13 protein-coding genes, 1 tRNA gene, 1 other RNA gene and 1 other annotated feature are annotated in these 13,032 nt (G+C 40.8%); of the genes, 11 read left to right on the top strand and 4 right to left on the bottom strand.

Annotated elements, in window-relative coordinates; translation table 11 throughout:
• Positions 1 to 140: 140 nt before the first annotated feature.
• Positions 141 to 1,106 carry a YaaC family protein gene (locus ACIQXR_RS20430; protein WP_402876120.1) on the bottom strand — a complete coding sequence of 322 codons (966 nt, stop codon included), beginning with the start codon at positions 1,104 to 1,106 and terminating at the stop codon, positions 141 to 143.
• Between the two features lie 112 nt (positions 1,107 to 1,218).
• Between ACIQXR_RS20430 and guaB the strand changes: the two genes are divergently transcribed.
• The 4 genes from guaB (at position 1,219) to ACIQXR_RS20450 (ending at position 6,032) form a co-directional block, all read left to right on the top strand.
• A complete protein-coding gene (gene guaB, locus ACIQXR_RS20435) occupies positions 1,219 to 2,682 on the top strand; it encodes an IMP dehydrogenase (RefSeq protein ID WP_402876122.1) in 1,464 nt (487 codons plus the stop codon).
• Positions 2,683 to 2,855: 173 nt separating this feature from the next.
• Positions 2,856 to 4,172 (top strand): D-alanyl-D-alanine carboxypeptidase family protein, encoded by a 1,317-nt coding sequence (locus ACIQXR_RS20440; RefSeq protein WP_402876124.1) that lies wholly within the window; start codon positions 2,856 to 2,858, stop codon positions 4,170 to 4,172.
• A gap of 67 nt (positions 4,173 to 4,239) precedes the next feature.
• Positions 4,240 to 4,467 (top strand) — a binding site (T-box leader).
• Positions 4,468 to 4,529: 62 nt separating this feature from the next.
• Entirely contained in the window at positions 4,530 to 5,810 is a 1,281-nt protein-coding gene (gene serS, locus ACIQXR_RS20445; protein WP_402876126.1) for a serine--tRNA ligase, read from the top strand.
• Between the two features lie 129 nt (positions 5,811 to 5,939).
• A tRNA-Ser gene (locus ACIQXR_RS20450) sits at positions 5,940 to 6,032 on the top strand.
• A gap of 121 nt (positions 6,033 to 6,153) precedes the next feature.
• Here the strand turns inward: ACIQXR_RS20450 and ACIQXR_RS20455 are convergent.
• From ACIQXR_RS20455 to ACIQXR_RS20465, 3 genes are all read right to left on the bottom strand, one after another.
• Positions 6,154 to 6,825, bottom strand: coding sequence for a deoxynucleoside kinase (locus ACIQXR_RS20455; RefSeq protein ID WP_402876127.1), 672 nt, complete (start codon positions 6,823 to 6,825; stop codon positions 6,154 to 6,156).
• Entirely contained in the window at positions 6,812 to 7,462 is a 651-nt protein-coding gene (locus tag ACIQXR_RS20460) for a deoxynucleoside kinase (protein WP_402876129.1), read from the bottom strand. Before ACIQXR_RS20460 ends, ACIQXR_RS20455 begins: the two co-directional genes overlap by 14 nt.
• 153 nt (positions 7,463 to 7,615) lie before the next feature.
• On the bottom strand, positions 7,616 to 8,164 hold the full coding sequence (locus ACIQXR_RS20465) for a cysteine hydrolase family protein (protein WP_402876131.1): 549 nt from the start codon (positions 8,162 to 8,164) through the stop codon (positions 7,616 to 7,618).
• Between the two features lie 137 nt (positions 8,165 to 8,301).
• Between ACIQXR_RS20465 and tadA the strand changes: the two genes are divergently transcribed.
• The 7 genes from tadA (at position 8,302) to ACIQXR_RS20500 (ending at position 12,674) form a co-directional block, all read left to right on the top strand.
• Positions 8,302 to 8,808, top strand: a complete 507-nt coding sequence (gene tadA, locus ACIQXR_RS20470; protein ID WP_402876132.1) for a tRNA adenosine(34) deaminase TadA — start codon at positions 8,302 to 8,304, stop codon at positions 8,806 to 8,808.
• A 142-nt stretch (positions 8,809 to 8,950) separates the two neighbouring features.
• An RNA gene (ffs, locus tag ACIQXR_RS20475) (signal recognition particle sRNA large type) lies at positions 8,951 to 9,215 on the top strand.
• Positions 9,216 to 9,378: 163 nt separating this feature from the next.
• The gene (gene dnaX, locus ACIQXR_RS20480; protein WP_402876133.1) at positions 9,379 to 11,067 is read left to right on the top strand and encodes a DNA polymerase III subunit gamma/tau; all 1,689 of its coding nucleotides are present in this window, start codon (positions 9,379 to 9,381) and stop codon (positions 11,065 to 11,067) included.
• A 21-nt stretch (positions 11,068 to 11,088) separates the two neighbouring features.
• Entirely contained in the window at positions 11,089 to 11,406 is a 318-nt protein-coding gene (locus ACIQXR_RS20485) for a YbaB/EbfC family nucleoid-associated protein (protein ID WP_402876141.1), read from the top strand.
• A gap of 60 nt (positions 11,407 to 11,466) precedes the next feature.
• Positions 11,467 to 12,063, top strand: coding sequence for a recombination mediator RecR (recR, locus tag ACIQXR_RS20490; protein ID WP_402876135.1), 597 nt, complete (start codon positions 11,467 to 11,469; stop codon positions 12,061 to 12,063).
• Positions 12,064 to 12,083: 20 nt separating this feature from the next.
• Positions 12,084 to 12,302: a YaaL family protein gene (locus ACIQXR_RS20495; RefSeq protein ID WP_402876137.1), complete on the top strand. Its 219-nt coding sequence runs from the start codon at positions 12,084 to 12,086 to the stop codon at positions 12,300 to 12,302.
• A 102-nt stretch (positions 12,303 to 12,404) separates the two neighbouring features.
• Positions 12,405 to 12,674, top strand: a complete 270-nt coding sequence (locus ACIQXR_RS20500; RefSeq protein ID WP_402876139.1) for a pro-sigmaK processing inhibitor BofA family protein — start codon at positions 12,405 to 12,407, stop codon at positions 12,672 to 12,674.
• Positions 12,675 to 13,032 lie beyond the last annotated feature (358 nt).

Genomic DNA, 13,032 nt, shown 5'->3' on the forward strand with positions numbered 1-13,032 from the left:
CGCCGATGGTAGTTGGGGGTTTCCCCCTGTGAGAGTAGGACGCCGCCAAGCCATTTCAAAGGTCAGCCATTAGGCTTGGCCTTTTTTTGTGTGCAAAAAAGGGGTGTATGCCCCTAGTGACTTATGATCTTTCAGGGATTTCACCGACCAAGACTTCCAGGTTTAAGCCATTCGAAGACTAACAAAGGTATCTTGGCTTGGCTTATTTTAAGGAACTGCACAATAGAGGGGTAATCATCATTCGGCATCGTTTTCAGGAGTTCTGCCCACCATTCTGTTTCATAACGAGCTATTATACTAAGGTTGTATGAGATTAAATAATGAATCAGGAGTTCAGGTAGTGAAAAAGCCGGTGAATTCTTATTGAGTGATAGCATAAAAAGTTCAGCCTCCATATTGAATCGCATAGGAGAGGGCCCATTCATGCCGAGTGGCCCATCTACTTTTAATGATAGCTTCCCCTTCATCTCTTTCAAGTCAGTTACTTCTTTCGTTTTACCCTTCATGAATTCGAAGAAACGGTCGGTCGTCATTTGGTAGCTATCGAGTATAGAAGAAGGTAGTTCAAAACTATCATGGATATAAACGGGCGTGATGAAATTTGTTTTGGAATGGGTCCACGCAATCGATTGCAATTCAGGAATTTCTGCCAATAAGGATTCCATCGAAAACTTCTCCCCTTCCAAATGTTTAATATGGAATAAGTTTTCGGCAACCGAAGTGAAAAGTCCATTCTTCTGTGTTTTTACTTCATCCTTTAAAAAATCATATTGCTGTTTTTTTCTTTTCCTTGTCGTGACTCCATGGGCAAGTAAAGAGGTAGACTCCGGATAGTTAGGATTAACGGTAAGGAGGCAGGCTTTTAATAAATGGGTAAACCCATAAAAGGATAATATTGGTTGTATGCAAAGAGGTGCTTTGGCTGATTGGTTATAGTAGATTTTAGAGTGCTCAATATAGTAAATGAATGGGTAACAGTTTTCATAACTTTTTTTTTCGGCATCTTCTATTTTTCCTTGGGTATAACGTTTTTGTAAAAAAAGTTGAGAAGAAGTAGCCGAAAAAAAGGGGGTGAATTTATCGAAATTATCATTGTTTTCAGGCATAATGAGTACTCCTTTTAATTAATAGAATAATCAAACATTTCATTCTTATCTTGACAGTAGTATAACCAATTGATAACCTACAAATAATATTTTTAAGTAGGAGGGGAAAAAAATGTGGGAAAATAAATTTGCAAAAGAGGGTTTAACTTTTGATGATGTCCTATTAATACCGGCAAAATCAGAGGTTTTACCGAAAGATGTTAATCTTCAGGTCAATCTAGCAGAAAATTTAAGGCTTAACCTTCCTATCATCAGTGCAGGAATGGATACCGTAACAGAAGCTGAAATGGCAATTGCGATGGCCCGTCAAGGTGGATTAGGTATCATTCATAAAAATATGTCGATTGAGGCTCAAGCTGAACTGGTTGATAAAGTAAAACGGTCAGAAAGTGGTGTCATTACGGATCCATTTTTCTTGACGCCCGATCATCAAGTGTTTGACGCAGAGCATTTAATGGGTAAATACCGGATCTCAGGTGTTCCTGTCGTTAATAATGAAGAGGAACAAAAGCTCGTTGGTATCATTACAAACCGTGACTTGCGATTTATTTCCGATTTCTCCTTGAAAATTTCCAGTGTAATGACTGTGGAGAATCTTGTGACGGCCCCGGTTGGAACAAACTTGGAACAAGCTGAAAAGATTCTTCAAAAGTATAAAATTGAAAAACTACCTCTTGTAAATGATCAAGGCGTATTAAAGGGCCTTATTACAATTAAAGATATTGAAAAAGTCATCGAGTTTCCTAATTCCGCTAAAGATAAGCAAGGTAGACTACTTGCAGGTGCAGCGGTGGGAGTAACCAAAGACACAATGAAACGTGTAGAAATGCTAGTGAAGTCTCAAGTAGATGCTATTGTACTAGATACGGCACATGGTCACTCTGCTGGGGTCCTTAACGTAGTAAAAGATATCCGTGAGGCTTATCCTAATTTAACAATCATCGCAGGAAACGTTGCAACTGCCGAAGGAACGAAAGCTTTAATCGAGGCAGGAGCCGATGTTGTTAAAGTGGGGATCGGACCAGGTTCAATTTGTACTACTCGGGTGGTTGCCGGTGTGGGTGTCCCACAAATCACCGCTGTTTACGATTGTGCTACAGAAGCAAGAAAGCACGGTAAAACGATTATCGCAGATGGAGGAATTAAATACTCGGGCGATATCGTCAAGGCACTTGCTGCAGGTGGTCATGCCGTTATGCTAGGTAGCATGTTAGCCGGAACAACTGAGAGCCCTGGAGAAACGGAAATTTTCCAAGGACGCCGTTTCAAAGTATATCGGGGAATGGGTTCCGTTGCTGCTATGGAAAAGGGTTCTAAAGATCGGTATTTCCAAGAAGATAATAAGAAATTCGTGCCAGAAGGAATTGAAGGCAGACTTCCTTATAAAGGGCCACTATCAGAAACCATCTATCAGTTAATTGGTGGAATCCGGTCCGGTATGGGTTATTGCGGAACTGGTTCATTAGAAGAGTTGAGAGATAATGCTCAGTTTGTTAAGATGACGGGTGCTGGATTAAGAGAAAGTCATCCACATGATGTACAAATTACCAAAGAAGCTCCCAATTACTCTATGTAATCAAATTAACATATGATTGTCATAAAAATTTATTGTAAAAATAGACAGGGTCTTCGATTACTCTGTCTATTTTTTTTATTTTTTCTGTGATAAACTAGACAAAGTGTCAAGGGGATTACATAGAATTCTTTGTATTCTATAGAGATAAGCTTAATAGTTGGAGGTATTGGAAATTGAAAAAAATCAGCAAGATTACTCTCGTTTTCACTTTTGTCTTTGTTCTTGTTATGTCACAATTTGCCTATCAACCACAGAAGGCTCAAGCTGAAACTGATTTAGGCTTAAAGGCAGAGGCTGCCATCATCATTGATGGAGTAACAGGGCAAATCGTCTACGAAAAAAATGCCGATAAAGTTTTAGGCATTGCTTCTATGTCAAAAATGATGACAGAGTATATCATCATGGAAGCGATTAAAAATGGGAAAATCACTTGGGATCAAAAGGTTAAAATAAATAAGTATGTTCACGATCTTTCAAAGGCACCGAACTTGTCGAATATTGGCTTAACTGAAGGAGAAGATTATACAGTTAAGGAACTATACCAAGCTATGGCTGTCTATTCAGGAAATGCTGCAACAGTAGCTCTTGCGCAGCTAATTTCTGGCAGTGAAAAGAATTTCGTGAAATTGATGAATGAAAAAGCTGGTAAATTAGGACTGAAGCATTATAAATTTGTTAACGCGAGTGGTTTAAATAACTCGGATCTTTTAGGGGAATACCCTACTGGTAAGGCTGATGAAGAGAATGTCATGACAGCTAAAGATACGGCACTTCTTGCTTATCGTCTAATTAACGACTATCCGGAAGTATTAGATTATGCCAGTATTTCTAAGCTGAAGTTCCGAGATGGAAAAGAGTATTCTAATTTCAACTGGATGTTACCTGGTCTAATTTTTGAATATGAGGGTGTAGATGGACTTAAAACAGGTTCTACAGACTACGCTGGTTACGCTCATACGGGCACAGTCATCCGAGATGGGCAGCGTTATATAACGGTAGTGATGAAATCCACTACTAAAAACGAACGTTTTGCCGATAGCACTAAGCTGATGAATTATGCATACAGTACATTTAAAAAAGAAAAAGTCCTTCCTGCTAATTACGAAGTAAAAGGTAGCAAAAGCCTGGCTGTCGTGAAAGGGAAGGAAGACAGCATTAAAGTTCAATCTAAGAAAGCGATTGAAATGCTAGTCGAAAACGGCGAAAAAGATCAATATAATACTAAAGTTGTAGTTGATAAAAGCAAGTTGAATAAAGATGGTAAGTTAACAGCCCCAATCAAAAAAGGGGAGAAGCTGGGTTATATCGCTGTAACTCCTAAGCAGGGTGAAGATTATGGATTTATTAATAGTGATACAGCGAAAGTCGATTTAGTGGCTGCTGAAACTGTTGATAAAGCTAACTGGTTCGTATTATCAATGCGCGCAATCGGTGGATTCTTCGGTGATGTATGGAGCAGTGTAGCCTCTACGGTTAAAGGCTGGTTTTAATTTTCGTGTATAAAATGGTTGCGTAATGTGTAAAATTATAGTACATTATGGAAAACAATTTGATTTCGAGAAAACCATGACAGGAAAAAGTAATAAGTGCTTCTTTCTTAAGAGAGCCGGTGGCTGGTGCAAATCGGTGTGAGAGTCTTATGAATCCCTCCTGGAGTAAAGTATGGAACGCCTTTACTAGGCTAGTAATTACTTTCGGCTATAAGCCGTTATCGTGATAAGTGGAAGGTGTTTTTTCGTACACCTTTAACTAGGGTGGCAACGCGGGTTAACTCTCGTCCCTTCTTCAGGGGACGGGAGTTTTTTGCGTTCTCGAGTAAAATCATCAGTAAATAAGGAGGAAATGTAATGTTGGACTTGAAATACGTAAGAAATAACTTTGAAGAGTTAAAGAATGTTTTGCAATTCAGGGGAGAAGATTTGACCGATTTGGGTAAATTCGAGGAACTGGACGTTAAACGCCGGTCTTTAATTGCGGATACAGAAAAGTTAAAAAGTAAACGAAATGAAGTATCTCAACAGGTAGCCGTTTTAAAACGGGAGAAGAAAGATGCAGACCAACTGATTACGGAGATGCGTCAGGTTGGCGATCAAATAAAGGGGTATGACGAAGAACTACGTGAAGTAGAAGCGCAATTAGAGAAGTTGCTCCTTTCTATACCGAATATTCCACATGAAAGTGTTCCTGTAGGTGAAACGGAAGATGATAACGTGGAAATTCGCAAATGGGGTGAATTGCCGGAATTCACATTCGAACCTAAGCCCCATTGGGATGTGGCTGGTGATCTAGGTATACTGGACTTCGAAAGAGCTGCGAAAGTGACGGGTAGCCGTTTTGTCTTTTATAGAGGTCTTGGTGCCCGTTTGGAACGTGCATTGATTAGCTTTATGCTGGATTTACATGTCGAAGAACATGGATATGAGGAAATGCTTCCTCCTTATATGGTCAATCGTGCAAGCATGACAGGTACAGGACAGCTGCCTAAGTTCGAGGAAGACGCATTCAGAATTGAAAGCGAGGATTATTTCTTGATTCCTACTGCGGAAGTACCGGTTACCAACTTCCATCGTGATGAAATCTTGAGTGCCGATGATCTGCCAATCAGCTATGCGGCATATAGTGCATCTTTCCGTTCAGAAGCAGGTTCTGCAGGCCGGGATACACGCGGGTTAATTCGCCAGCATCAATTCAACAAAGTGGAATTAGTTAAATTCGTGAAGCCGGAAGATTCATACGCAGAATTAGAAAAGCTTACAGGTCATGCCGAGAAAGTTCTTCAATTACTTGGATTGCCTTACCGAGTGCTGAGTATGTGTACGGGTGACCTTGGATTTACTGCCGCTAAAAAATATGACCTTGAAGTATGGATTCCAAGCTATGGAACCTATCGGGAAATCTCATCATGCAGTAACTTTGAGGCATTCCAGGCTAGACGGGCCAATATCCGTTTCCGTCGTGAGGCGAAAGGCAAACCGGAACACGTTCATACATTGAATGGATCAGGTCTTGCCATTGGACGGACAGTAGCCGCTCTTTTGGAAAACTATCAACAGGAAGACGGCACGGTCATCATCCCTGAAGTATTACGCCCGTATATGCGTGGTGCGGAAGTCATCAAGCCAAAATAATGTTTAAAATCATAATGTGGACCAGACCCCGAAAAGGGTAATCTGGTCCACTAATAATTATTTTAAAAAAGTGTTCTAAGAGTGCTTGACTTCTTTTGTGAATCGGTGTAATATAATAAATGTTGATACGGAGGTATACCCAAGTTCGGCTGAAGGGATCGGTCTTGAAAACCGACAGGGGAGTCAAATCCCGCGGGGGTTCGAATCCCTCTACCTCCTCCATAACTTATTAATAACCACAGCGCATAAATTGGATATCGTTGTCCCGTTACAGAAATGTAACGGGATTTTTGTTTTCTGATATAACAAAAAAACCATTGGCACCAATGCCAATGGTTTTTATTTATTTATTACGTAGTAAACGGGTTTGTTCCATGTATTCAGCAATCCGTTTTATAAGAGGTTCGATGCTAGCTTCATCATGCATAAGATCATATTCATTAATGTTTAAACGAAGGACCGGACAGGCATTGAATTGATTGATCCATTCCTCGTAACGATTGTGCATTTCCTGCCAATATTCAATCGGTGTATGCTGTTCCATCGGACGTCCACGTACTTGGATTCGATTAAGGATATCATCGATTGAACCCTCAAGATAGATGACCAAATCGGGGTGGGGGAAGTAAGGTGTCAGCACCATGGCGTTGAACAGGCTGGTATACGTTTCGTAGTCCACTTCATTCATAGTGCCTTTTTCATAGTGCATTTTCGCAAAAATCCCCGTATCTTCATAAATGGATCGGTCCTGAATGAAGCCACCGCCATACTCGAAAATCTTTTTCTGCTCTTTAAAACGTTCAGCGAGGAAATAGATTTGCAGGTGGAAACTCCAACGATCAAAATCATCATAGAATTTATCAAGATAAGGGTTGGCATCCACCTTTTCAAAGGATGTCCTGAATTGCAGGGCATCCGCCAAGGCATTCGTCATCGTCGATTTACCTACGCCAACCGTACCGGCTATTGTAATGACAGCATTGTTCGGGATATTATACTTTTTACGCAAGTTCATGTGGTACTACTCCTTTTTGCAGGGCATTCTCTATTTGGTTAATCATCATATTTAGATCGTTCTTGTTCCCGACGAAGTCTAAATCATCCCCATTAAATGTGAGGACGGGTATGTCTGGGTGCTGTTGTTCGAACGTTTCCATGAATATTTGATAATCTGAGGATAGCTGTTGTAGGTAACTAGGACTGATATTTTTTTCGAATTCACGCCCTCTTTTGCTAATTCGAGTTAAGAGTGTGTCTAAACTAGCATTCAAATAAATGACCATATTTGGCTTCGGCATGTCTCGAGTTAAAATGTTAAATATTTCAATGTATTTATTGTACTGTTCGTCCTTTAACGTTCGTTCTGCAAAAATCAAATTCTTGAATATATGATAATCAGCCACCACGGCTTGTTCATTGGTGAGAAACTTGGTTTCGATATCTTCTAATTGCTTATAACGGTTACATAGAAAAAACATCTCTGTTTGAAAGCTCCACTCATCGATATTATCGTAAAATTTCCCAAGAAATGGATTTTCATCAACGATTTCTTTCAATAAAGAAATGTTGAAGTGATCAGAAATTACTTTTGCAAGTGATGTTTTTCCCACACCAATTGGTCCTTCGACAGTGATAAATGGGATGGTTTTCATCCATTCTGTCCTCCTTCAATGAGGTATCGGACTGAAACTTCCAGTTTGTTATGTTTTTCAGCCAAAAGATATTGTAACACAACTGGGAGGATTCTGTGGTATTTTGTTGGTTCCAAATTGTAGAGAATGACTGGTAAGCACGAAAGAAAATACTCAAAAATCCAATGAACTTTTCTTTGTAGAAGCTCTAAGGACGTGGTTCATCATGGTCAGTGCATAATGGTTATCATCCTTTGAGGCAGAAGCGATACAATCTTCAGGAACCCATAATTCATATTCTCTCATATAAGCATCGTTGGCTGTGAAAAGGACACAGATGTTACCGGCAATCCCTGTGAGGATCAAACGTTTTACATGAAGTTGATGGAGAAGCGTGTTCAGTGCCGTTCCATAAAAAGCGGAATGCTTCGGTTTGATTAAGAAGAACTCATCTTGCTCTGGTTTGATTCTTTCTATTAGATTAGCATTTCTTTCATTCTTGCAGGTCTCGATGATTTTATTGTAATCGGCCTGCCATAACTTATAGTGATCGTTAATATAAATGATTGGATAGCCATTTTCTTTCATATATCTTTTTAATTCTATTATCGGTTTCATGATAGCTTTAGTATGTTGAAGGAGCATATCACCATTATCAAAATTAAAGTCATTGATCATATCGATAATCAGTAGGGCGATTGAAGGGGAATCAGGTCGGTTCATGTAGTATCCTCCTTAAGTATGCAAAATTACTTGCGACAGGTAGCTGCTTACGGTACTATTCATTAGAATAAGTAGTTGACCTTTATTTTGTCTTATATTTGTCTATTTACTCCTACTTAGTAAAAGGGGGTTTTTTCATGAAAGATGATATATATTATATGAACGTAGCCTTGGGTGAAGCTGAGAAAGCGCGCCAACTGAATGAAGTACCAATTGGGGCCGTGATAGTTATAGAAGACCGGATCGTTGCGAGAGGTCATAATTTGCGGGAAACGGACCAAAACGCGATAGCCCATGCGGAGCTGCTTGCCATCAATGAAGCGTGTGTGGAACTTGGTAGTTGGCGACTTGAAGAGGCGACGCTTTATGTCACACTGGAGCCATGCCCGATGTGTGCTGGCGCAATTCTGCAGTCAAGGGTGAAACGGGTCGTATTTGGTGCCCATGATCCAAAAGCAGGCTGTGCGGGAACCTTTATGGACTTACTTCAAGATCAGCGGTTCAATCATCAATGTGAGGTTACGAGCGGTGTGCTCGAAGAAGAGTGTGGCGGGACTTTAACAGCTTTCTTTAAACAACTGAGGAATCGAAAGAAAGCGCTGAAGCAAAAGAAAAGGGAAGAAAGCCAGGTAACAGAAAATTAATGACGTGAAACTAAGAGTCAGTTTTTCACCTCCTAAAAAATGGAGCATTGCCAATCCATGCCCAACACTTGCGTTTTTTTTATAACCTTAGTATAATAAGATATGCGTCGTAGTGACGCTATGAATATTGGTCTCACATTTGCCGTGCTAGACGGGGAGGTAGCGGTGCCCTGTACTCGCAATCCGCTCTAGCGAGGTTGAATTCCTTCTCGAGGTTAGCATTCTGTAGGGTCTGCCTTAAGTAAGTGGTGTTGACGCCCGGGTCCTGCGCAATGGGTCTCCATGAACCATGTCAGGTCCGGAAGGAAGCAGCATTAAGTGGAAGTTCTCATGTGCCGCAGGGTTGCCTGGGCTGAGCTAACTGCTTAAGTAACGCTTATGGTTGCTAATCGACGGAAGGTGCACGGCAGTTATTTTACATAATCAAAAAACTCATTCGTAAAGGGTGGGTTTTTTTGCGCGTTAAGAAGGTAATTCGGTTCATCGGAGCATTTTTCTTTAATGGATTTTGAAATTAAGGAAACCAGTACGGTATAATAGAAATGATGGAGAAAATAAGGAGGGATTTCCGTGGGGTATCAGGCATTATACCGAGTGTGGCGGCCACAACAGTTCATTGATGTTGTTGGACAGGGGCATGTGACGAAAACGTTGCAGAATGCTCTTGTCGGGCAAAAAGTTTCTCATGCCTATTTATTCTCGGGACCGCGTGGGACAGGGAAAACGAGTGCGGCCAAAATACTTGCAAAAGCAGTTAACTGCGAACATGCGCCTACAAGTGAACCCTGTAACGAATGTGCTACTTGCCGCGGAATCACCGATGGCTCCATATCAGATGTTATTGAAATAGATGCAGCATCCAATAATGGCGTCGAAGAAATCCGTGACATTCGTGATAAGGTCAAATATGCACCGAATGCGGTTACATATAAAGTTTATATTATTGATGAGGTACACATGCTTTCGCAGGGGGCGTTTAATGCCTTATTAAAAACATTGGAAGAACCACCAAAGCACGTCATTTTCATATTGGCGACGACTGAACCTCATAAAATTCCATTAACGATCATTTCCCGCTGTCAGCGATTTGATTTTAAAAGAATACAACCACAGGACATTGTCGGACGGATGTCACAAATCATCGCCGAGAGTGGGATTTCCTGTGATGAGCAGGCTCTTCACATCATTGCCAGAGCAGCCGAGGGCGGGATGCGTGATGCGCTTAGTCTACTTGACCAGGCCATTTCATTCAGTTCCGAAACGGTATCGGTGGAAGATGCTTTAACGGTAACGGGCTCCGTGTCTCAATCGTTCTTAAGTAGATTGGCGAAAGCGATATACGATAAGGAAGTTGCCGTGGCTCTTGAAGTCCTTGATGAATTATTGGCTATGGGAAAAGACCCAGCCCGCTTCATTGAAGATATGATTTATTATTTCCGTGACATGCTTCTGTTCCAGGCTGCCCCATCTCTTGCAGAATCCTTTGAAAGGGTGTTGATTGACCCGCAATTCAAGGAGTTGGCAGAAGTGATCCCTTCTAAATCGATCTATTCGATTATTGAAAGTTTCAACCAAACGCAACAAGATATGAGGTGGACGAACCATCCCCGTATATTCCTGGAAGTTTCCCTGGTGAAGCTATGTAATGAGCAAAAGCCTAATGAAATGGATAACGGGAAGGTCCAACAATTGCTTCAAAAGATAGAAGCGTTGGAAAAACAAATGATGGATTTACAGCAAAATGGAATTGCTGCCGTTGTTTCTGAAAAACCGGCGGAACAGGCAAAACCCCAACGGTCGATGAAAAAGGCTTACAAGGCGCCGACGGGAAAGATAAACCAAGTATTGAAGCAAGCTACGAAACCTAATTTACAGGGTGTAAAGAGTAAATGGGGGGAAGTGCTTGAACATTTAGGGCAGCAAAACCAAAAGTCACTCGCGGCTCTGTTGACGGAAGCGGAACCTGTTGCTGCGTCTACGGAAGCTTTTGTGGTAAAATTCAAATATGATATTCATTGCCAAATGGCGATGGAAAATAACCGTTTCACAGAAGTGATCGCCTCTATCATGCAGCAATTAACTGGTCATCGTATGGAGATAGCCGGAGTTCCGGAGAGTCAGTGGCAGAAGTTGCGGGAGGATTTTATTTCAACACAACAGTTTGAAGGCCCAGAAGAAACGGAATCAAAAGAAGAAGACCCTTTCATAGCCGAAGCAAGAAAGTTAGTCGGAGATGATTTGCTCGAAATTAAAGAATAATTGGAGGTAGGAAAAATGGGTATGCGTGGCGGTAATATGCAAAATATGATGAAACAAATGCAAAAAATGCAAAAGAAAATGGCAGAGGCACAAGAAGAGTTAGGTGAAAAGAAGATTGAAGGAACAGCTGGTGGCGGAATGGTAACAGTTATTGTAACCGGACATAAGGAAATCGTAGATGTCATTATCAAACCGGAAGTCGTTGACCCGGATGATATCGATATGCTGCAAGATCTAGTGTTGGCTGCTACCAATGATGCTTTGAAAAAGGCAGAAGAACTAACAAGCCAAACGATGGGACAATTCACCAAGGGAATGAACCTTCCAGGCATGTTTTAAGCAAGTTTAAAAGAAACTTCCTTTCAAGGGGGTTTCTTTTGAAATTTTAGGAGGAATTTGATGCATTATCCAGAACCGATTTCCAAGCTTATTGATAGCTTTATGAAATTGCCGGGGATAGGGCCGAAAACTGCGGCTCGATTAGCCTTTCATGTACTGAGCATGAAAGAAGATACTGTTTTGGATTTTGCGAAAGCGTTGGTGAATGCAAAGCGAAATCTCATGTACTGCACAGTATGCGGGCACATAACGGATCAGGATCCTTGCTATATTTGCGAGGATCAAAGAAGAGATAGGGACTTGATATGTGTCGTGCAGGACCCTAAGGATGTCATAGCCATGGAAAAGATGAGGGAATTCAATGGCCTGTATCATGTATTGCATGGCAGTATTTCGCCAATGGACGGTATTGGTCCGGAAGATATAAATATTCCTGATTTATTGAAGCGACTTCAAGATGAAACGGTACAGGAGGTCATATTGGCCACGAATCCTAATATCGAAGGAGAAGCGACGGCCATGTACATTTCCCGGTTGCTTAAACCATCGGGAATTAAAGTGACGCGGATTGCTCACGGACTTCCGGTTGGAGGGGACTTGGAGTATGCAGATGAAGTGACTCTATCAAAAGCAATAGAAGGAAGAAGAGAAATATAAGATAGCTTGGAGGACTCCGCGTGTTCTTTCGTAAACAAAAACAGCTTCGAAACGAATATAATGAGGCGTTGATAGGGGAACTTGAACAGTTGAAAAGGAATTGGCATAACCAAAAATCCTTACTTGAAAAAAGTGTAGACCCATCTGTAGAAGTAATCGCACAAACGAGGTTAGCGGAAGTGAAGTATTTCTACTTATTTAGAGAAGTGAAAAGAAGAAATGTACGCATACAAAGATGATAGACCGTGGTTATAAGGGGTTTCCTTTATAACCATTTTTTTGGGCCGGTTCTTTATCTATATCATCCAACATATAAGTGTAATACAAGCTTGTGGGGAGGTATGAGATTGGAACCAATTGTTTTTGTGGCTGTAATTGGCGGTTTGATTCTTGTTCTTTTAATTATAGGAGCACCATTGAAACCCATTCGATTTATAGGACAAGGCATTATAAAAGTCATCATTGGGGCAGCTTTTTTATTCTTCCTTAATATGCTGGGTAATCAAGCGGGTATTCATGTCCCGATCAATTTAGTGACCTCTGCGGTTGCTGGACTGCTTGGGATACCGGGAGTTGCTGCTCTAGCGGCTATCGGATACTGGATAGTATAGAAGTGAAAGCGGAAGGTGTTGAAAGAAGCTTCAAGGAAAACTCCTTGAAGCTTCTATTGATTTAACGAAAGTGGAGGCAAGCCATGTATTTTTTATAAAATAGTAAAATATCTATTGACGAAAATAAAACAACCTGATAATATATTAGGAGTCGCAACAATGACAAACAAATTAATAAACATTCAATCAACAAAACAACATAAATAAATGTTGACAAGAGCTTGGATGCGTGGTAAGATAATAAAGTCGCTTACGAGGTAAGTGATTGAATAATTGCTCTTTGAAAACTGAACAAAACAAAGCGCCAACGTAAATTTTGAGTGAGCACACACTATAAAAAAGCAAAATGAGCAAGTCA

The organism is Peribacillus sp. NPDC097224, assembly GCF_044761985.1.
In the GTDB taxonomy this organism is placed as follows: Bacteria; Bacillota; Bacilli; order Bacillales; family DSM-1321; genus Peribacillus.